Annotated in this window: 15 protein-coding genes; 14 read left to right on the forward strand and 1 reads right to left on the reverse strand. The window is 68.9% G+C overall.

Translation table 11 applies throughout. The annotated features are described in order from the left end of the window. Window positions 1-17 precede the first annotated feature (17 nt). The 7 genes from pta (at window position 18) to IM776_RS04075 (ending at window position 10,553) form a co-directional block, all read left to right on the forward strand. The gene (gene pta, locus IM776_RS04045; protein WP_194421745.1) at window positions 18-2,132 is read left to right on the forward strand and encodes a phosphate acetyltransferase; all 2,115 of its coding nucleotides are present in this window, start codon (window positions 18-20) and stop codon (window positions 2,130-2,132) included. Further along, the gene (locus tag IM776_RS04050; protein WP_194421746.1) at window positions 2,129-3,352 is read left to right on the forward strand and encodes an acetate/propionate family kinase; all 1,224 of its coding nucleotides are present in this window, start codon (window positions 2,129-2,131) and stop codon (window positions 3,350-3,352) included. Before pta ends, IM776_RS04050 begins: the two co-directional genes overlap by 4 nt. A 96-nt stretch (window positions 3,353-3,448) precedes the next feature. Continuing rightward, the gene (locus IM776_RS04055; RefSeq protein WP_194421747.1) at window positions 3,449-4,210 is read left to right on the forward strand and encodes an HAD family hydrolase; all 762 of its coding nucleotides are present in this window, start codon (window positions 3,449-3,451) and stop codon (window positions 4,208-4,210) included. Further along, window positions 4,207-6,699 (forward strand): glycoside hydrolase family 65 protein, encoded by a 2,493-nt coding sequence (locus IM776_RS04060; protein ID WP_194421748.1) that lies wholly within the window; start codon window positions 4,207-4,209, stop codon window positions 6,697-6,699. Before IM776_RS04055 ends, IM776_RS04060 begins: the two co-directional genes overlap by 4 nt. 38 nt (window positions 6,700-6,737) lie before the next feature. Continuing rightward, on the forward strand, window positions 6,738-9,002 hold the full coding sequence (locus tag IM776_RS04065; RefSeq protein ID WP_194421749.1) for a DNA polymerase III subunit gamma and tau: 2,265 nt from the start codon (window positions 6,738-6,740) through the stop codon (window positions 9,000-9,002). Continuing rightward, complete coding sequence (gene recR, locus IM776_RS04070; protein WP_144797588.1) at window positions 9,002-9,595, forward strand: recombination mediator RecR; 594 nt, start codon at window positions 9,002-9,004, stop codon at window positions 9,593-9,595. Before IM776_RS04065 ends, recR begins: the two co-directional genes overlap by 1 nt. Before the next feature lie 34 nt (window positions 9,596-9,629). Then, window positions 9,630-10,553 (forward strand): DMT family transporter, encoded by a 924-nt coding sequence (locus IM776_RS04075; protein ID WP_194421750.1) that lies wholly within the window; start codon window positions 9,630-9,632, stop codon window positions 10,551-10,553. A gap of 10 nt (window positions 10,554-10,563) precedes the next feature. Here IM776_RS04075 and IM776_RS04080 read toward each other — a convergent pair whose 3' ends face one another. Then, window positions 10,564-11,031, reverse strand: a complete 468-nt coding sequence (locus IM776_RS04080) for a DUF2871 domain-containing protein (protein ID WP_194421751.1) — start codon at window positions 11,029-11,031, stop codon at window positions 10,564-10,566. 95 nt (window positions 11,032-11,126) lie between these two features. On the opposite strand from IM776_RS04080, the gene IM776_RS04085 reads away from it, so the two are divergent. The 7 genes from IM776_RS04085 to IM776_RS04115 all read left to right on the forward strand — a co-directional run bounded on the left by IM776_RS04085 (window position 11,127) and on the right by IM776_RS04115 (window position 18,675). Beyond that, on the forward strand, window positions 11,127-12,323 hold the full coding sequence (locus IM776_RS04085; RefSeq protein ID WP_194421752.1) for a sensor histidine kinase: 1,197 nt from the start codon (window positions 11,127-11,129) through the stop codon (window positions 12,321-12,323). Beyond that, complete coding sequence (locus IM776_RS04090; protein WP_194421753.1) at window positions 12,323-12,940, forward strand: response regulator; 618 nt, start codon at window positions 12,323-12,325, stop codon at window positions 12,938-12,940. Before IM776_RS04085 ends, IM776_RS04090 begins: the two co-directional genes overlap by 1 nt. A 93-nt stretch (window positions 12,941-13,033) precedes the next feature. Further along, window positions 13,034-14,320, forward strand: a complete 1,287-nt coding sequence (locus IM776_RS04095) for an aspartate kinase (protein ID WP_194421754.1) — start codon at window positions 13,034-13,036, stop codon at window positions 14,318-14,320. A 153-nt stretch (window positions 14,321-14,473) separates the two neighbouring features. Next, window positions 14,474-15,544 (forward strand): aspartate-semialdehyde dehydrogenase, encoded by a 1,071-nt coding sequence (locus IM776_RS04100; RefSeq protein WP_194421755.1) that lies wholly within the window; start codon window positions 14,474-14,476, stop codon window positions 15,542-15,544. Between the two features lie 84 nt (window positions 15,545-15,628). After that, window positions 15,629-17,101: a malate:quinone oxidoreductase gene (locus IM776_RS04105; RefSeq protein ID WP_194421756.1), complete on the forward strand. Its 1,473-nt coding sequence runs from the start codon at window positions 15,629-15,631 to the stop codon at window positions 17,099-17,101. Window positions 17,102-17,110: 9 nt separating this feature from the next. Continuing rightward, window positions 17,111-17,764: a thymidine kinase gene (locus tag IM776_RS04110; RefSeq protein WP_194421757.1), complete on the forward strand. Its 654-nt coding sequence runs from the start codon at window positions 17,111-17,113 to the stop codon at window positions 17,762-17,764. 203 nt (window positions 17,765-17,967) lie between these two features. Then, window positions 17,968-18,675 (forward strand): FadR/GntR family transcriptional regulator, encoded by a 708-nt coding sequence (locus IM776_RS04115; protein ID WP_194421758.1) that lies wholly within the window; start codon window positions 17,968-17,970, stop codon window positions 18,673-18,675. Window positions 18,676-18,677: the final 2 nt, after the last annotated feature.

Raw genomic sequence — 18,677 nt, forward strand, 5'->3', positions numbered from 1 at the left:
GCACCTAAGCTGGCACCGTGGCGCGGAGCATCTACATCACCTCGGCAGAAGGCCATTCGGGAAAGTCCACGATCGCACTGGGCGTCCTCGATGCCCTGATGCGCGCCACGCCGCGGGTCGGGGTCTTCCGGCCCATCGCGAGATCATCCGCCGAGCGCGACTACGTGCTCGAGCTGCTGCTCGCCCATGACGGCGTGCACCTCGACTACGACGACTGCATCGGCGTCACCTACGACGAGGTGCGCGACGACCCCGATCGTGCCCTCGCCACGATCGTCTCGCGCTTCAAGTCGGTCGAAGCGCAGTGCGACTCCGTGGTCATCATCGGCAGCGACTACACGGATGTCGCGAGCCCCGCCGAACTCGGCTACAACGCGCGCATCGCCGCGAACCTCGGCGCCCCGGTGCTGCTCGTGATCGGCGGACGCGATCAGCAGGACCGCGCTGAGCAGCTCGGTACCTCGACTGCCCGCACTGCGGCCGCTGTAGGCCAGAGCGCCGCGCTCGCGATCGCAGAACTGCAGGCCGAGCGTGCAGAGCTCTTCGCGGTGATCGTCAACCGCGCCGACCCGGATTCCCTGTCTGCGACCGTGGATGCCGTGCGCGCAGTGAAGGAGCAGACGACTCCGATCTGGGCGATCCCCGAAGATCGCACGCTCGTCGCGCCGTCGATCCGCGGCATCCTCTCGGCGGTCGACGGCCACCTCATCAAGGGTGACCCGGATCTGCTCACCCGCGAGGTGCTCAGCGTCGTCGTCGCCGGCATGTCGATGGTCAACGTCCTCCCTCGACTCACCGAGGACGCTGTCGTCGTCGTGCCGGCCGACCGTACCGAGGTGCTGCTCGCGCTGCTGCTGGCCGACGCCTCCGGCACCTTCCCCTCGATCGCCGGCATCATCCTGAACGGCCCCTTCCCGCTGCCGGACACCATCGAACGGCTTCTCGACGGTCTCGCCTCACGGGTCCCGATCATCACCACAGACCACGGCACCTACGACACGGCGGTGCGGGTGATGGGTGCGCGCGGACGCCTCGCGGCCGACTCGCGGCACCGCTATGACAAGGCGCTCGGCCTGTTCCAGACGCACGTCGACATCGCTGAGTTGACCACGCAGCTGGGGCTGGCGGAGTCCACGGTCGTCACACCGCTCATGTTCGAGTACGGGCTGCTCGAGCGCGCCCGTGCCGACCGCAGGCGGATCGTGCTGCCCGAGGGGGAGGATGACCGGATCCTGCGGGCTGCCGCGACGCTCATCGCGCGCGACGTCGCCGACCTCACGATCCTCGGCGATCAGGCTGAGATCCACGCCCGAGCCACCTCGCTCGGCGTCGACATCTCGGCCGCGCAGATCATCAGTCCAACCGACCCCGAATACGTCGAGCGCTTCGCCGAGGAGTACGCCCGGGTGCGTGCGCACAAGGGCGTCACCGTCCAGCAGGCCGCCGACACGGTCACGGACGTGTCGTACTTCGGCACGATGATGGTGCACCTGGGGCTTGCGGACGGCATGGTCTCCGGTGCCACCCACACCACGGCGCACACGATCCGGCCGTCGTTCGAGATCATCAAGACCCGGCCCGGCGTCGACGTCGTCTCCAGCGTGTTCCTGATGGCGCTCGCCGACCGGGTGCTGGTGTACGGCGACTGCGCCGTCATCCCGGATCCCACCAGCGCGCAGCTCGCCGACATCGCCATCTCGTCCGCGGAGACGGCGCAGCAGTTCGGCATCGACCCGCGCGTGGCGATGCTGTCGTACTCCACGGGGGAATCCGGCTCCGGCGCCGACGTCGACAAGGTCCGCGAGGCCACGGCGCTGGTGCGCGAGAGGTCACCGGAGCTGCCGGTCGAGGGGCCGATCCAGTACGACGCCGCGGCCGATGCCGCGGTCGCGAAGGCGAAGCTTCCGGACTCAGCGGTCGCCGGCCGCGCGACGGTGTTCATCTTCCCCGACCTGAACACCGGCAACAACACCTACAAGGCCGTGCAGCGGTCGGCCGGAGCCGTCGCCATCGGGCCGGTGCTGCAGGGGCTCAACAAGCCGATCAACGACCTGTCGCGCGGCGCTCTGGTCGACGACATCGTCAACACCGTCGCGATCACCGCGATCCAGGCCCAGGGAGGTGTGGCGTGAGCGTCGTCCTCGTCATCAACAGCGGCTCGTCGTCGCTGAAGTACAGCCTCATGGACATGGATCGCGAGGTGCCGCTCGGAGAGGGGCTCATCGAGCGGATCGGCCAGGAGACGAGCGACATCTCGCACACAGTCCGTCGTACGGCATCCGCGGGCGAGCCGGCGCCGACCGTACTCGACACGACCGAGCGCGGCCAGCAGTCGATCGCGGATCACGATGAGGCAATGAAGGTGATGCTCGAGCAGTTCGCGGAGCACGGGCCGCAGCTGACGGAGCATCCGCCCGTCGCGGTGGGGCACCGCGTCGTGCACGGCGGTGCCCGCTTCTTCGCGCCGACCCTGATCGACGACCTCATCGAGATCAACATCGAAGACCTCTCGGTGCTCGCCCCGCTGCACAACCCGGGCGCGGTCGCCGGCATCCGCGCGGGCAGACGATCGTTCGCCGATGTGCCGCACGTCGCGATCTTCGACACCGCCTTCCACCAGACGCTGCCGCCGTCCTCCTACACCTACGCGATCGAGCGCAAGGTCGCCGAGCGGCACCGCATCCGTCGCTACGGTTTTCACGGCACCAGCCACAAGTACGTCTCCGAGCAGGCCGCGGCGTTCCTCGGCAGGCCGCTGGGTGAGCTGAAGCAGCTCGTCTTCCACCTCGGCAACGGCGCCTCGGTCACGGCGATCGACGGCGGCCGCTCGGTCGAGACGTCGATGGGCATGACTCCGCTGGAGGGTCTCGTGATGGGCACGCGCTCCGGCGACATCGACCCGGCCGTCGTCCTGCATCTCGGCAGGGTGGCGCAGCTCGACAATCGCGAGATCGACACGCTTCTGAACAAGCAGAGCGGGATGCTGGGCCTCGCCGGCCGCATCGACATGCGAGACATCCTCGCCGGTGTCGAGGCAGGCGAGGAAGCCGCGACGCTCGCATTCGACGTGTACATCCACCGCCTGCGCGCCTACGCCGGTGCCTACATCGCCCAGCTCGGCGGGGTCGACGTCATCTCCTTCACCGCAGGAGTCGGTGAGAACGCGGCCCGCGTGCGTGCCGAGGCGATGGCCACGCTCGGCTTCCTCGGCCTCGAGATCGACCCTGCCCGCAATGAGCGGCGCGCCCCCGGCGTCCGGCGGATCTCGACGGACTCGTCCCGCATCGACGTGCTGGTCGTACCCACCGACGAGGAGCTCGAGATCGCGAGGCAGGCCCTGAGCGTCGCCTGAGCGGGGTTCCTGTGATCGGCGTGCGCCACTACGCTGGCACCGTGGCACGGAGGTGCCGGCCCCATTCCTGTTTCTCTCTCTCTATTGGAGTGCTGAGTGCCTGACAGCTTGCCTGATCTTCGCCGCGCCGAGGGCGTCCTGTTCGATCTCGACGGCGTGCTGACGCCGACCGCAGAGGTGCACATGCGCGCCTGGCAGGCGGTCTTCGACGGCGTCTTCGCGCAATGGGGGATCACACCGCCGTACACGGATGCCGACTACTACGCCTACGTCGACGGCAAGAAGCGGTACGACGGCGTCGCGAGCCTGCTGCGCAGCCGGAACGTCGAGATCCCGTGGGGCCAGGTCGACGATCTTCCCGAGAAGCAGACGATCTGCGGCATCGGCAATCGGAAGAACGCCGCGTTCGCGACGGCTCTCCGGCGTGAGGGCATCGCACCGTTCCCGGGATCTCTCGCTCTCATCCAGCAGTTGCGTGACGAAGGCATCCCGCAGGGCGTCGTCTCGAGCTCCAAGAATGCCGAAGAGGTGCTGGAGACCGCCGGCATCCGCGATTTCTTCACGGTCGTCGTCGACGGCCGTGTCGCAGAACGCGACGGCCTCGCATCGAAGCCTGCACCTGACATGTTCCGCGCCGGCGCCGTCGCGCTGGGCGTGAATCCCGGCGAGAGCGTCGCGATCGAGGATGCTCTCTCTGGGGTCGCGTCGGCCGTGGCGGCCGGCTTCTCCATCGTCGTCGGCGTCGACCGCGGCGCCGGCGCCGGCGCGCTGCGCGAGGTCGGCGCCACGTGTATCGTCGATGACCTTGCCCGACTGCTGCTCGAACCGTCGCCCGACGACACCCTGGAGACTGAATGATCGATCGCGACCGCTTTCCCGCGGATCCGTGGCGTCTGACCGAGACCCGCTACTCCCAGGACGGCGTCTCAGAGACGCTGTTCGCGGTGGGGAACGGCTATCTGGGGCTGCGCGGCAACCACATCGAAGGGCGAGGTGCGCACGAGCACGGCACGTTCATCAACGGGCTGCACGAGACCTGGCCGATCCGCCACGCCGAGCAGGCGTACGGCTTCGCCGAGGTCGGCCAGACCATCGTGAACGCTCCGGATGCCAAGATCATGCGTGTCTACGTCGATGACGAGCCGATCTCGTTCGACGAGGCCGAGGTGCGCGAGTACACCCGCACGCTCGACATGCGCACCGGCGTGCTCTCGCGCAGCTTCGTGTGGGAGACGCCGTCCGGCAAGCGCATCCGCATCCGCGACGAGCGCATGGTCAGCTTCGAGGAACGGCACCTCGCGATCCTCAAGGTCGAGGTCACGGTCGAGAACGCCGACGCGCCGGTGACCATCAGTTGCCAGCTGCTCAACCGGCAGGACGGCGGAGACGTGTACGGCGGCACGCCACCGGCCGCCGGCCAGAAGCAGAAGGCGGGGTTCGACCCCCGCAAGACCGAGAAGATCACGGATCGCGTGCTCGAGCCCGTCGAGTACTGGCAGGACGGACTGCGCTCCGCGCTGTCGTACCAGGTCGCCGATTCGGAGATGACGGTCGCGCTGGTCGCCGACCACGTCATCGCGACCGACAACGAGTACAGCGCTCGCATCCTGATCGAGCCGGACATCGCCAAGAACGTGTTCCGGGTGCAGGCCAAGGCCGGCATCCCGATCACGATCACGAAGCTCGTCAGCTACCACACCTCCCGCGGTGTGCCGGCCCGGGAGCTCGTCGACCGGTGCCGCCGTTCGCTCGACCGCGCCGAGGTCGAGGGCGTCGAGGCGCAGTTCGAACGCCAGCGCGAGTGGCTCACCGCATTCTGGGAACGTTCGGACGTCGTGATAGAGGGGCACGACCACCTGCAGCAGGCGGTGCGCTGGTGCCTGTTCCAGCTCGCGCAGGCATCCGCGCGGGCCGACGGCACGGGCGTCCCCGCGAAGGGCGTCTCCGGCTCCGGGTACAGCGGCCACTACTTCTGGGACACCGAGATCTATGTGCTCCCGTTCCTCACGTACACGAGCCCGCAGTGGGCCCGCAACGCGCTTCGCGCACGGGTCCTGATGCTGCCCGCGGCCCGTCGCCGCGCCAGTCAGCTCAACGAGGCGGGCGCGCTCTTCCCGTGGCGGACGATCAATGGCGAAGAGGCGTCCGCTTACTACGCGGCCGGCACCGCGCAGTATCACATCAACGCCGACGTGAGCTTCGCGCTCGGCAAGTACGTCCGCGCCACCGGCGACGACGACTTCCTGCGTCATGAGGGCGTCGACATCGCGGTCGAGACGGCGCGGCTGTGGGCGACGCTCGGCTTCTGGCGCGGGTCGAACGGAGACGCGACCTTCCACATCCACGGCGTGACGGGGCCGGACGAGTACACCACGGTCGTCAACGACAACCTGTTCACCAACGTCATGGCCCGCTACAACCTGCGCTACGCCGCGCGCGTCGTGCGGGAGATCGAGCAGGACGACCCGAAGGCATACGCGGGGATCGTCGAGCGCACCGGATTGGATGCCGGCGAGCCGGACGCCTGGGATCGCGCCGCGGAGGCGATGTTCATCCCATTCAGCGAGAGCCTCGGCATCCATCCGCAGGACGCGATGTTCCTCGAACGCGAGGTCTGGGACCTGGAGCACACGCCGGACGACCAGCGTCCGCTGCTGCTGCACTTCCACCCGCTGGTGATCTACCGGTTCCAAGTGCTCAAGCAGGCCGACGTCGTGCTCGCGCTCTTCCTGCAGGGCAACCACTTCACGGCGGAGGAGAAACGCGCCGACTTCGAGTACTACGACCCGCTGACCACCGGCGACTCGACGCTCTCGGCGGTCGTGCAGTCGGTGCTCGCGGCGGAGGTCGGCTATCAGGACCTCGCCAGAGAATACTTCGAGCACTCGCTGTTCGTCGATCTCGGCGACCTGCACGGCAACGCCTCCGACGGCGTGCACGTGGCCTCGGCGGGTGGTGTGTGGACCGCGCTCGTGTCCGGCTTCGGGGGCATGCGCGACCACGCCGGCGAACTGAGCTTCGACCCCCGGCTGCCCACGGACTGGCCGTCGATGTCGTACGCGCTTCAGTGGCAGGGCAGCTCGCTTCGAGTCAACCTCAGGCGCGACGAGCTGCGGGTGCGCGTGCACGCGGGCGACCCCGTGACGTTCACGGTGCGCGGTGCGGAGTACTGGGCATCCGAGGGTACCGAGGCCGTGGTGCCGCTGGCGGATCAGGGTCCCGTGCTGCCGGGGCGACCACGGCTCGGCCAGTTCGAGGGCGCGCGCCGCGAGGACGGCACGCGGATCTCGGCATCCGTCCCGGTCGTCACGAGCGCCATGCCGGTGATCGCGACGTTCGAAGACTAGGCGAGGTCAGTGTCCGTGGCACGCCGTAGGCTGGACGAGTGACCACAGCCCTATACCGCCGCTACCGGCCCGAGAACTTCGGGGAGATGATCGGGCAGTCGCAGGTGACCGATCCGCTGATGACGGCGCTGCGCAGCGACCGCGTCGGTCACGCCTACCTCTTCTCCGGTCCGCGCGGCTGCGGAAAGACCACGTCGGCGCGCATTCTCGCGCGCTGCCTGAACTGCGCAGAGGGTCCGACAGACACCCCTTGCGGCACGTGCCCGAGTTGCGTCGAGCTGTCCCGCTCGGGCGGCGGTTCGCTGGATGTGGTCGAGATCGACGCCGCGAGCCACAACGGTGTCGACGACGCTCGCGATCTGCGTGAGCGGGCGACCTTCGCACCGAGCCGCGACCGATTCAAGATCTTCATCCTCGACGAGGCGCACATGGTCACCCCGCAGGGATTCAACGCCCTGCTCAAACTCGTCGAAGAACCTCCGGCGCACGTCAAGTTCATCTTCGCGACCACTGAGCCCGACAAGGTGCTCGGCACGATCCGCTCGCGCACGCACCACTACCCGTTCCGGCTCGTGCCACCCGCGGCCATGCTCGAGTACGTCGAGAAGCTCTGTGTGGAAGAGGGCGTCAAGGTCGATCAGGGCGTACTGCCGCTCGTCGTCCGCGCCGGTGGCGGATCGCCGCGAGACACCCTGTCGCTGCTCGACCAGCTCATCGCCGGGTCCGACGGCGACTCAGTCGCGTATGAGCGTGCCGTCTCGCTGCTCGGCTACACGCACGGTGCACTCCTCGACGAGATCGTCGACGCGCTCGCCGCGGGGGATGCCGCTGCCGCGTTCCCGGCGATCGACAGGGTCGTGCAGACCGGTCAGGACCCGCGACGCTTCGTCGACGACCTGCTCGAGCGGCTGCGCGACCTCATCGTGATCGCCGCGGTGGGGGATGGAGCATCCGCCGTGCTGCGCGGGCTCGCGGAAGACGAGCTCTCCCGCATGCGCGCACAGGCCGAAGCGTTCGGCGCCTCGCGGCTCTCACGGACGGCCGATGTCGTGAGCGCCGCCCTCGATGACATGACAGGGGCGACCTCGCCTCGGCTGCACCTGGAGCTCATGATCGCTCGCGTTCTGAGCGCGGCGGGGGCAGGTGCCGGGGGTGGTGCCGGCTTCGACTCGCCGAGGCTCGCTCAGCCCGTTTCGTCTCCGGCGCCCGCGGCGCCTGCGCTCAACGACCCGCAGACGGAGGCGCCTGCGTCGAAGGCCCCCCAGCCTGCGGCGACCGCCGCGCAGGCGGCCGCCGCCCCTGCGGGGGCGGCGGAGACTTCTTCGCGGGTCGTTGAGCGAGAGAGCGAAGTGAACGAGACGAAACGCGTTGAGCGAGCGGAGCGAGTCGAAGCGTCTCCAGCCGCCGAAGCATCCGCCGCGCCTGCACCTGACCAGGCATCCGCGCCCGCGGCTCCTGCTGCTCCAGCCCCCTCCGCCCCGGTCGATATCGACCGCATCCGCGCGGTGTGGCCCGCCGTCCTCAAGCGCCTCGAGACCGTCAGTCGTACTTCGTGGCTGCTGGTCACGGCCGTGCAGCCGCTCGAGTTCGACGCCGATACGGACGTGCTCACCGTCGGGTTCTCCAGCCCGCACGATCTGGCGAAGTTCAAGGGCACGACGCCAGGGAACGGTCCGTCCGATCACCTGCGCGCCGCCATAGAGCACGAGCTCGGGGTGAAGGTGAAGTATCGGCCGGCGCAGCTGCCTCCTGCGGCGCTGTCCGAGGCGGCTGCCCCCGCCCCGGTCCGCACCGCCCCTCCCGCTCCGCAGCCCGCGGCGCCACAGGCCGCGGCCTCGTCCGGCCCCGTCACCGATTGGGCTGTCGCGTCGATCCCGACCGAGTCCGCAGCCGTCGCTGAGGCGGCGCCGCAGCCGCAGTTCCCCGTCGACGAGGAGCCGGCCGAGGTCGAGGCATCTGCTCCCGCCGCGCCGCAGGACGGCCTCGTCGACCGCGACGAGCCACCCCTGCCCGACGATGACGACGCCCCGCCGCCCGAGGACGAGCCGCCGTATGAGCCTGCGGGCGGACCGCGAGCGGCCGCCCCGGCGTCCGTTCCTCCCGCCGCCGCGGCAGCTGCCGCATCCCCGGCGCCGGCATCCGTCCCGGCCGCGCCGCAGCAGGCGACGCCGCGCATCGCGCCGGCCGTCACCGACCGCTCTCCCGGTGGTGTGCAGCGCTACGGCGAGGCCGTGATCCGGCAGATCCTCGGTGCGACGTTCGTGCGCGAAGAGCCCTACGAGCCGCCGACGAGGTTCGCCTGATGTACGACGGCATCGTCCAGGAGCTCATCGACGAGTTCGGCCGCCTTCCCGGAATCGGGCCGAAGTCCGCGCAGCGCATCACGTTCCACATCCTGCAGACGCCGTCCTTCGACGTCGCCCGCCTCGCCGAACTGCTCACCGAGGTCCGCGCCCGCGTGCGATTCTGCGAGATCTGCGGCAACGTGTCGGAGCAGGACCGCTGTGCGATCTGCCGCGATCCGCGCCGCAACCCCGCGCTGATCTGCGTCGTCGAAGACGCCAAGGATGTCTCGGCCATCGAGCGCACCCGCGAGTTCCGAGGCCTCTACCACGTGCTCGGCGGGGCCATCAGCCCGATCGCCGGCGTCGGGCCCGACGACCTTCGCATCACGCAGCTCATGTCGCGCCTGGCCGACGGCACGGTGCAGGAGGTCATCATCGCGACCAACCCGAACCTCGAGGGCGAGGCGACCGCCAGCTACCTGAGCCGCCTGCTCACCACCATGCAGATCACGGTGTCGCGTCTGGCATCCGGACTGCCCGTCGGCGGCGACCTCGAGTACGCCGACGAGGTCACGCTCGGCCGTGCATTCGAGGGCCGGCGCACGCTGTGAGCGCGCGGAGCATGTCCGTCGTGGTCGCGGCCGCGTGAACGCCCAGGGCGGATTCACGCGCAAGGGCTGGATCCTCTTCGCCGTCATGGCGTTCGTCTGGGGCATCACCTACCTCTTCATCAAAGAGGCCGTGCATTCGATCACACCGCCCGCCGTCGTGGCGGGGCGGACTCTGCTGGGCGGCCTCGTGCTCCTGCCGTTCGCACTGCGCAGCGGGGCGCTGAAGGCCGCGTGGAAGCACTGGCCATGGGTGCTCGCGTTCGGCCTGGTCGAGATGGCGGGGCCGTTCCTGCTGCTCAGCCACGCCGAGACGCAGCTGCCGTCAGGGCTGACCGGGCTTCTGGTGGCGACCGTGCCGCTGTTCGCCGTCATCATCGCGCTGCTGCGCGGCGATCGCACTGCGCTGTCCCCGGTGCGACTGGGCGGGCTGCTGCTCGGGTTCGCCGGCGTCGCGGTGGTCGTGGCCGGCCCGGGACTCTTTCCGCACGAGCCGGCGAGCGTCTTCGCGATCGGCGAGATCCTGCTCACGGCACTGCTGTACGCGATCGCGCCGTTCATCATCGCGCACAAGCTCGCGGACGTCCCGTCCATCGGAACGATCACGCTCGCCCTGTTCACGATCGGCATCGGATACCTCCCGGCCGCCCTGCTCACTCAGCACGAGCTTCCGACGCTCCGCTCGACCGTGTCTCTGCTGCTGCTCGGCATCATCTGCACGGCCGTCGCCTTCGTCGCATTCTTCGCGCTGATCCGTGAAGTGGGCCCGGTACGCGCGCCGCTGTTCACCTACGTGAACCCGGTGGTCGCGATCGTCCTCGGCACCATCTTCCTGGCCGAGCCGATCACGCCGGGGCTTCTGTTCGGCTTCCCGCTGATCATCGCCGGATGCTGGTTCGCCGCCACCGGCGGGAGGCTGCGCACTCGCAAGGAGGCGCTGCCCCCGCCGCAGATGCCCTGACCGCCCGGGCTCACTTCTCCCGGCGGATGGCGGAGAACAGCGCGAGCAGCAGCAGCACGAATCCGCCGCCCACGAGCATGTGACCGAGGCCGGCGATTCCGGCGATCATCTTGGACGATTCCAGATCCTGCACCTGCAGCATCCCGTGCCAGATGAGCATCGCACTCGTCAGCACGACACCGGCGTTGTATATCCAGAAGAACCAGCGGAACAGCAGGCTCGACGACATCGCGAACGACTTCTCCAGCGCCAGCACGATCAGCAGCACGACCATGCCGAGAGTGAGGATGTGCGTGTGCGCGAGGCCGAGCTGGCCCATCATCCCCTCCTCGAAGCCGCTCGCCTTGGTGAACTCGCGGTAGAAGAGCCCTGCGGCGAGGCCGAGCACCGTGTACACGGTGACGGCGGTCAGGAGCTGAAGCTGGGCGGAGCGCGACACGGCGCGCGAAGCACTCGAGGTGATGGTCTCTGTGGTCATGAATCCAGCCTGCACGGGCGGTCGGCGACGCGGATCCATCGAAAGATCGATATCGCCGCGCCGCATTGCGCGGCCGAACGGGAGAGAATCGGAGCATGTCGTCGCCGTCCGCCCCGGAACCGCCGGGCACCGATCCCTCGCGTCGACGGATGCTGACGATCGCCCGTTTCGCGCTGCATCTGATCACGGCGCTGCTTTCGGCGGTGACGGCTTTCCGCGCGATCACGACCGGCGTGCCGCTGCTGCCCGCGATGCTCGCGGCCGGCGCGTTCCTCGCCTGGTACGCCGCCGGCGCCGCGTTCGCGCGCGGACGCTTCACCGGGTGGTGGCTCGTCGGGCTCACCATCCTGTGGCTCGGCATGCTGCTGCTCTCGGCCGAGTTCGTGTGGCTGTCGTTCCCGCTGCTGCTTCTCGCCGGGCATGTGCTGCGCCGATGGCCGTCCGTCGCGTTCGCGCTCCCCGTGCTCGCCGCGGCCATCATCGCACCGATCCTGCACCAGACTTCCCTCACGTTCGCTCACATCGCGGGCCCGCTGCTGGGCGGCGGCTTCGCGCTCGCGATCTCGCTCGGCTACGACGCGCTGCTGCGCGACGCCGTCGAACGCGAGCGCCTGATCGCCTCCCTCGTGCGCACGCAGCAGGAGATGGCTTCTCTGCAGGAGGAACTCGCCCGCACTCAGCGAGATGCCGGCGCCGCTTATGAGCGCACCCGTCTGGCCAGGGATCTGCACGACACCATCGCTCAGGAACTCAGCTCGATGGTGCTGATGGCGCGCAGCGGCGACGCCGACCGCATGCCGCAGGTCGAGTCGCTCGCGCAGCACGCGCTGACGGATCTGCGGCGGATCGTCGCCGCCCTCGCACCGGCGGAGCTCGAGGGCGCGGCGCTGTCGGCGGCGATCGGGCGGATGCTGGACGCCCTGCAGCAGGACACCGGGATCGCGACGGACTTGAGCGTCGTTCCCGGCCTGCCGCCGCTGGCGACATCGCAGGAGGTGGTCTTCCTGCGCGTCGCGCAGTCCGCTCTCGCCAACGTCCGGCAGCATGCCGACGCATCGCACGTCTCGGTCGCGTTCGCGGCGGACGCGGGCACCGTGACGATGACCGTGCGCGACGACGGAGTCGGGTTCGTCGCCGATGGTGCGGCGCTGCCGACGACCTCGTACGGGCTGTCGGCGATGCGTTCGCGACTGCGCGAGTTCGGCGGAGCGCTCGAGGTGCGCTCCGGGCCAGGGGAGGGCACGACGCTGATCGCGGCGCTGCCGTCCGGACGCGGAGGGGAAGCGGGCTGATGGTGACGAGGATCCTGCTGGTCGACGACCACCCGATCGTCCGTGCAGGACTGCGCGCCGTGATCGAGGCGCGCGGCTTCCGCGTCGTGGGAGAGGCCTCGACGGGCGAGGAGGCGCTGGTGATGGCATCCGACCTGCGCCCCGACGTCGTGCTGTGCGATCTGCGCCTCGGCGACGGCATGGACGGCGTCGAGACGACGGCCGCACTGCGCAGGATGCCGGATGCTCCGGCCGTCGTGATCCTGACGACCTTCGACCACGACGCGCAGATCATCCGCGCGATCGAGGCGGGCGCGGCGGGATACCTGCTCAAGGACGTCGACAACGACACGATCGTCGCCGCGATCAGCGATGCCGTGGCCGGGGCGATGGTGCTCACTCCCGGTGGGGATGCCAGGGTGATCGCCGCACTGCGCGCACCGAGGGTGCAGCTCACGGATCGTGAGCGCGAGGTGCTGGTGCTGGTCGACGAGGGTGCGGCCAACAAGGAGATCGCTGCCCGGCTGTTCATCTCCGAGTCGACAGTGAAGACCCACGTGGTCCATCTGCTGGAGAAGCTGAACGTCGCCAGCCGCGCCGCCGCGGCCAGTGAGGCTCGACGGCTCGGGCTGCTCTGACCAGCCGGACGTCCGTCACATGCACCCGGGAGCATACGCGTCGAAAGTAGAATGACGCGTGGGCGGATCTGCCCGAGATCCCTGGGAGTGAACGTGGCCCTCATTGTGCAGAAGTACGGCGGCTCGTCCGTCGCCGATGCCGAGAGCATCAAGCGCGTCGCCAAACGCATCGTCGATACCCGGCGCGCAGGGCACGACGTCGTCGTCGCCGTGAGCGCGATGGGCGACACCACGGACGAGCTGCTCGATCTCGCGAACGAGGTCGCCCCCATCCCCGCTCCGCGCGAGATGGACATGCTGCTGAGCAGCGGGGAGCGCATCTCGATGGCGCTGCTGGCGATGGCGATCCACTCCATGGGCTTCGACGCACGCTCCTTCACCGGCAGCCAGGCGGGGATGATCACCGACGATCACCACGGGTCAGCACGTATCGTCGACGTGACCCCGGTGCGACTGCGCGAGGCGCTCGACGAGGGCGCGATCGTGATCGTCGCGGGCTTCCAGGGCTTCAACCGCGACACCCGCGACATCACCACGCTCGGGCGCGGCGGCTCCGACACCACCGCCGTGGCGTTGGCAGCTGCGCTCAACGCCGACGTGTGCGAGATCTACAGCGATGTCGACGGCATCTTCACCGCCGACCCGCGCGTGATCCCGCGGGCGCAGAAGCTCGACCATGTCTCCAGCGAGGAGATGCTCGAGCTCGCGGCCAACGGCGCCAAGGTGCTGTACATCCGCGCCGTCGAGTTCGCGCGCCGGCATGGCGTGCTCATCCACGCTCGCTCGACGTTCTCGTCGAGCGAGGGCACCTACGTTCTGGGCGAGGGCATGAAGAACCCGCGCGAAGCTGAGGGAGAAGTCATGGAAGAACCGATCGTCGCCGGAGTCGCCACAGACAAGGGCCAGGCCAAGATCACCGTGGTCGGGGTGCCCGACGTGCCGGGCAAGGCCGCCGAGATCTTCAAGATCGTCGCGAAGTCCGGCGCGAACGTCGACATGATCGTTCAGAACGTGTCGGCGGCCGCGACCGGTCGCGCGGACATCTCCTTCACTCTGCCCAAGGCGGACGCCTCGCCCGCACTCAAGGCGCTCGCCGCGGAGCAGGACGCCGTCGGCTTCGACAGTCTGATCCACGACGACCAGATCGGGAAGCTGTCGGTGGTCGGCGCGGGCATGCGCGTGCACTCCGGTGTCTCGGCGACCCTGTTCGAGGCGCTGTCGACCGCTGGCATCAACATCGAGATGATCTCGACCTCCGAGATCCGCATCTCCGTCGTGCTGCGCGACACCGATCTCGCCGACGCCGCCCGCATCGTGCACACGGCCTACGGCCTGGATGCCGACGACGACGCCGTCGTGCACGCCGGCACCGGCCGCTGAGCCGCGCTCAAGGCTCCGCTCCCTGAGCCTGTCGAAGGGTCGGAGCCGGTAGACTCACCGAACCCTGACATCGGCGCCAGGCGCGGCATCCGCATCCCGACGCCGTGCTTCGCGCTTCGTTCGCAGTATCGTTCGACGCCAAGGAAAACTCTCATGACCCGTATCTCCGACTCAGGACACTCCGTCGCCATCGTGGGCGCCACCGGCCAGGTGGGCACCGTCATGCGCGAGATCCTCGCCGAGCGTTCGTTCCCGATTCGCGAGCTGCGGCTGTTCTCGTCGTCACGATCCGCCGGAAAGGCGATCGCGTTCGGCGGCGTGGACGTCATCGTCGAGGACGTCGAGACCGCCGACCCGGCCGGCGTCGAGATCGCACTGTTCTCCGCCGGCGCCACAGCCAGCCGCGCGTACGCCGACCGCTTCGCCGCGGCCGGTGCCGTCGTGATCGACAACTCCAGCGCCTGGCGAAACGACCCCGAAGTTCCGCTCGTGGTCAGTGAGGTCAACCCGCATGCGATCGACGAGCGCCCGCGTGGCATCATCGCGAACCCGAACTGCACCACCATGGCAGTGATGCCCGTGCTCAAGCCTCTGGCCGAAGCCGCCGGCCTCGAGCGTCTCATCGTCTCCACCTACCAGGCCGTATCCGGTTCCGGTCTCGCAGGGGCCCAGGAACTGCTCGGCCAGGTAGAGGGCGTCCTCGCCCAGGGCGACACGTTGCGCCTCGTGCACGACGGCGCTGCGGTCGACTTCCCGCAGCCGGAGAAGTACGTCGCCCCGATCGCCTTCGACGTCATCCCGCTCGCGGGATCGATCGTCGACGACGGACTGAACGAGACCGACGAGGAGAAGAAGCTCCGCAACGAGAGCCGCAAGATCCTCGAGCTGCCCGACCTCCGCGTCGCGGGCACCTGCGTGCGCGTGCCGGTCTTCACCGGCCACTCGCTGTCGATCCACGCCGAATTCGCCGACGACATCACGCCCGACCGCGCGCGCGAAATCCTGGCATCTGCACCCGGCGTCGTGCTGGAAGAGGTTCCCACCCCGCTGTACGCGGCGGGCAAGGACCCGAGCTACGTGGGCCGCATCCGCGCCGACCAGTCCGCACCCGAGAACAAGGGGCTCGTGCTGTTCGTCAGCAACGACAACCTCCGCAAGGGCGCGGCACTGAACGCCGTCCAGATCGCCGAACTCGTCGCAGCCCGCCTCCCCGTCGCATCCTGACGCTCGCCGCCTGACCTCCTGCGGGGTGAGGCGTCCGGAGGTCCCGATTCGGGGGGTCACCCGCGGGCGAACTAGGATGGACTGGTGACTGAATCCGTCGACGTCGTCCTCATCGGTGGTGGCATCATGAGCGCCACACTGGGCACTCTGCTGCACGAACTGCAGCCGGACTGGAAGATCGTCGCCTTCGAGCGACTGTCCGATGTGGCCCAGGAAAGCTCGAACCCGTGGAACAACGCGGGCACCGGCCACGCGGCCCTCTGCGAGCTCAACTACATGCCGAACAATGGCGACGGACCGCTGGACCCGGCCAAGGCGATCTCGATCAACGAGCAGTTCCAGCAGAGCCGCCAGTTCTGGTCGTCGCTCGTGGAGAAGGGCGTGCTCGACGCGCCCTCGACCTTCATCAACGCCACGCCGCACATGACGTTCGTGCGCGGTGAGAAGGACGTCGCCTACCTCAGGAACCGCTACGAGGTGCTCAAGGAGCAGCCGCTGTTCGAGGGCATCGAGTTCAGCGACGATTCCCGCGTCATCAACCAGTGGGCGCCGCTGCTCATGCAGAAGCGCCGCAAGGGCGAGCCGTTCGCCGCCACGCGCGTGCCTGCGGGCACCGACGTCGACTTCGGCGCGCTCACTCACCAGCTCTTCGACCACCTGCGGGATGCCGGCACTCAGGTGCTCACGAACCACGAGGTCCGTTCGCTCAAGAAGCAGAAGGACGGCAGCTGGAACATCAAGTACCGGAACGCCCTCGGCCACACGCCGGGGCGCCTGAACGCGAAGTTCGTGTTCGTCGGTGCCGGCGGCTGGGCCCTGAAGCTGCTGCAGCGCTCCGGCATCCCGGAGATCAAGGGCTACGGCGTTTTCCCGATCGGCGGTCAGTTCCTGAAGACCACCAATCCGGCGGTCGTCTCCCAGCACAAGGCGAAGGTCTACTCGCAGGCATCCGTCGGAGCCCCCCCGATGTCGGTGCCGCACCTGGACACCCGCGTCGTCGACGGTGAGGCATCCCTGCTGTTCGGTCCGTTCGCGACCTTCAGCCCGAAGTTCCTCAAGAACGGGTCGATCCTCGACATCGTCTCGCAGGTGCGCACACACAACCTGTGGCCCATGCTGCGGGTCGCGTTCGCGAACCCGGACCTCATCACCTACCTCCTCGGCGAGCTGACCAAGACGCACCGCAAGAAGGTCGACAGCCTGCGGATCTTCATGCCGACCGCGAAGGACGAGGACTGGACGCTGATCCAGGCCGGACAGCGCGCGCAGGTCATGAAGAAGGACCCGAAGAAGGGCGGCGTGCTGCAGTTCGGCACCGAGGTCGTCTCGGCGGCAGACGGTTCGATCGCGGGGCTGCTCGGGGCTTCTCCCGGCGCTTCGACGGCCGTGCCGATCATGCTCCAACTGCTCAAGAGCTGCTTCCCCGAGCAGTACGGCGCGTGGGAGCCCGCGTTGCGCCAGCTCATCCCGACGTACGGTCAGACGCTGAACGACGACCCGGCCGCAGCCGACGAGTCGATGTCGGCGACCGCCGACGCCCTGAACATCGCGAAGTGACCGGGCGCCGTGGCGAAGCTGTACTTCCGCTACGGGGCGATGAACTCCGGCAAATCCACCGCGCTGCTGCAGGTCGCGTACAACTATGAGGAGCGCGGCCAGCAAGTGCTGCTGGCCAAGCCCGAGATCGACACGAAGGGCGCCGCGCAGGTCGAGAGCCGCCTGGGCATGACCCGCCAGGTCGACTTCCTGATCCCCGCCGACGGGGACGTGCGCGCACTGTTCCGGCACGAACGCGAACGGCTGCGGCAGCGCAGCACCGAGGGGCTGATCCCGGCCGACCCGGCCGACGTCGCCTGCCTGCTGGTCGACGAGGCGCAGTTCCTCACCGCGGAGCAGGTGGACGATCTGTTCCGCATCGCGGTGGAGGACGGCATCCCGGTGATGGCCTACGGGATCCGCAACGACTTCCTCACGCACGCGTTCCCGGGCTCTGCGCGCCTGCTGGCGATCGCGCACTCGCTGGAGGAGATGAAGACCATCTGCCGCTGCGGGCGCAAGGCGGTCTTCAACGGCCGCGTCGTCGGCGGAACGTTCGTCTTCGACGGTGATCAGGTCGCGATCGACGAGGCAGCTACCGGGGGCGCCGCCACCGACGTCGTCACCTATGAATCGCTGTGCGGGCACTGCTACCTCGAGGAGTCCGCCGGGCGGCTCGGCTGAGCCCGCATCGGGAGAGGCTTCGACTCGTCGCTGCGCCCCTCGCTCACCCCGTTTCGACTTCGGGGCTGCGCCCCTCCGCTCAACGCCCCGCGGGACCGGGCACCGGGTCGTTGAGCGAGCGGAGCGAGTCGAAGCCTGGACCCTCCCGACTTTGCGTGGTCTGACCACACGCGCTATTCTGTGGTCAGACCACAGGAGGAGCAATGGCGGAGCGCGCCTGGCAACTGGTGCTCGAGCAGGTCGAGAGCGACCTCCTCGACGGCCGTCTCGGCCCCGGTGATCGCCTGCCGTCCGAGCGCGAACTCTCGGCGGACCTCGGCGTCGGTCGCTCCAGCGTCCGCGAGGCGTTCCGTGTCCTCGAGGTGATGGGGCTGATCCGCACCGCGACCGGCTCGGGCCCCACGTCAGGAGCGATCGTGATCGCCACGCCGACGGGAGGCCTCTCGGCTCTCATGCGGCTGCAGGTGGCTGCACAGGGCTTCCCGCTGGCGGATGTCGTGCAGACCCGACTCGTGCTGGAGGACGCCGTGGCGACATCCCTCGCCTCCAGCCGCACCCGCGACACAGCCGACGCGCACCGCATCCTCGATGCCATGGATGCCGACGACCTCACCGCCGCGGAATTCCTCGCCCTCGACGCACAGCTGCACCTCGCTCTGGCCGAGTCGAGCGGCAACACGGTGATCGCCGCCATGATGGCGGGGCTGCGCACCGCCATCGAGTCCTATGTGCTCACAGGCTCCCAGCAGATCCGCGACTGGGATGCCATGACTTCACGACTGCGCGCGGAACACCGCGCGATCGTCACCGCCATCGACGCGGGCGATGCGGATGCCGCTCGCACCCGCGTCCGCGAACACATCACCGGCTATTACACCGCCGCCGGGCTGACGCCCGGCGCTGAAGACTGAAG

It is taken from the genome of Microbacterium abyssi (assembly GCF_015277895.1).
GTDB lineage: Bacteria > Actinomycetota > Actinomycetes > Actinomycetales > Microbacteriaceae > Microbacterium > Microbacterium abyssi.

What these genes read in the sequence shown, in the direction of transcription:
- IM776_RS04115 (WP_194421758.1), top strand. Translation starts at nt 17,968, where the DNA reads ATGGCGGAGCGCGCCTGGCAACTGGTGCTCGAGCAGGTCGAGAGCGAC.
- IM776_RS04080 (WP_194421751.1), bottom strand. Translation starts at nt 11,031, where the DNA reads ATGACCACAGAGACCATCACCTCGAGTGCTTCGCGCGCCGTGTCGCGC.
- IM776_RS04090 (WP_194421753.1), top strand. Translation starts at nt 12,323, where the DNA reads ATGGTGACGAGGATCCTGCTGGTCGACGACCACCCGATCGTCCGTGCA.
- IM776_RS04100 (WP_194421755.1), top strand. Translation starts at nt 14,474, where the DNA reads ATGACCCGTATCTCCGACTCAGGACACTCCGTCGCCATCGTGGGCGCC.
- recR (WP_144797588.1), top strand. Translation starts at nt 9,002, where the DNA reads ATGTACGACGGCATCGTCCAGGAGCTCATCGACGAGTTCGGCCGCCTT.
- IM776_RS04060 (WP_194421748.1), top strand. Translation starts at nt 4,207, where the DNA reads ATGATCGATCGCGACCGCTTTCCCGCGGATCCGTGGCGTCTGACCGAG.
- IM776_RS04085 (WP_194421752.1), top strand. Translation starts at nt 11,127, where the DNA reads ATGTCGTCGCCGTCCGCCCCGGAACCGCCGGGCACCGATCCCTCGCGT.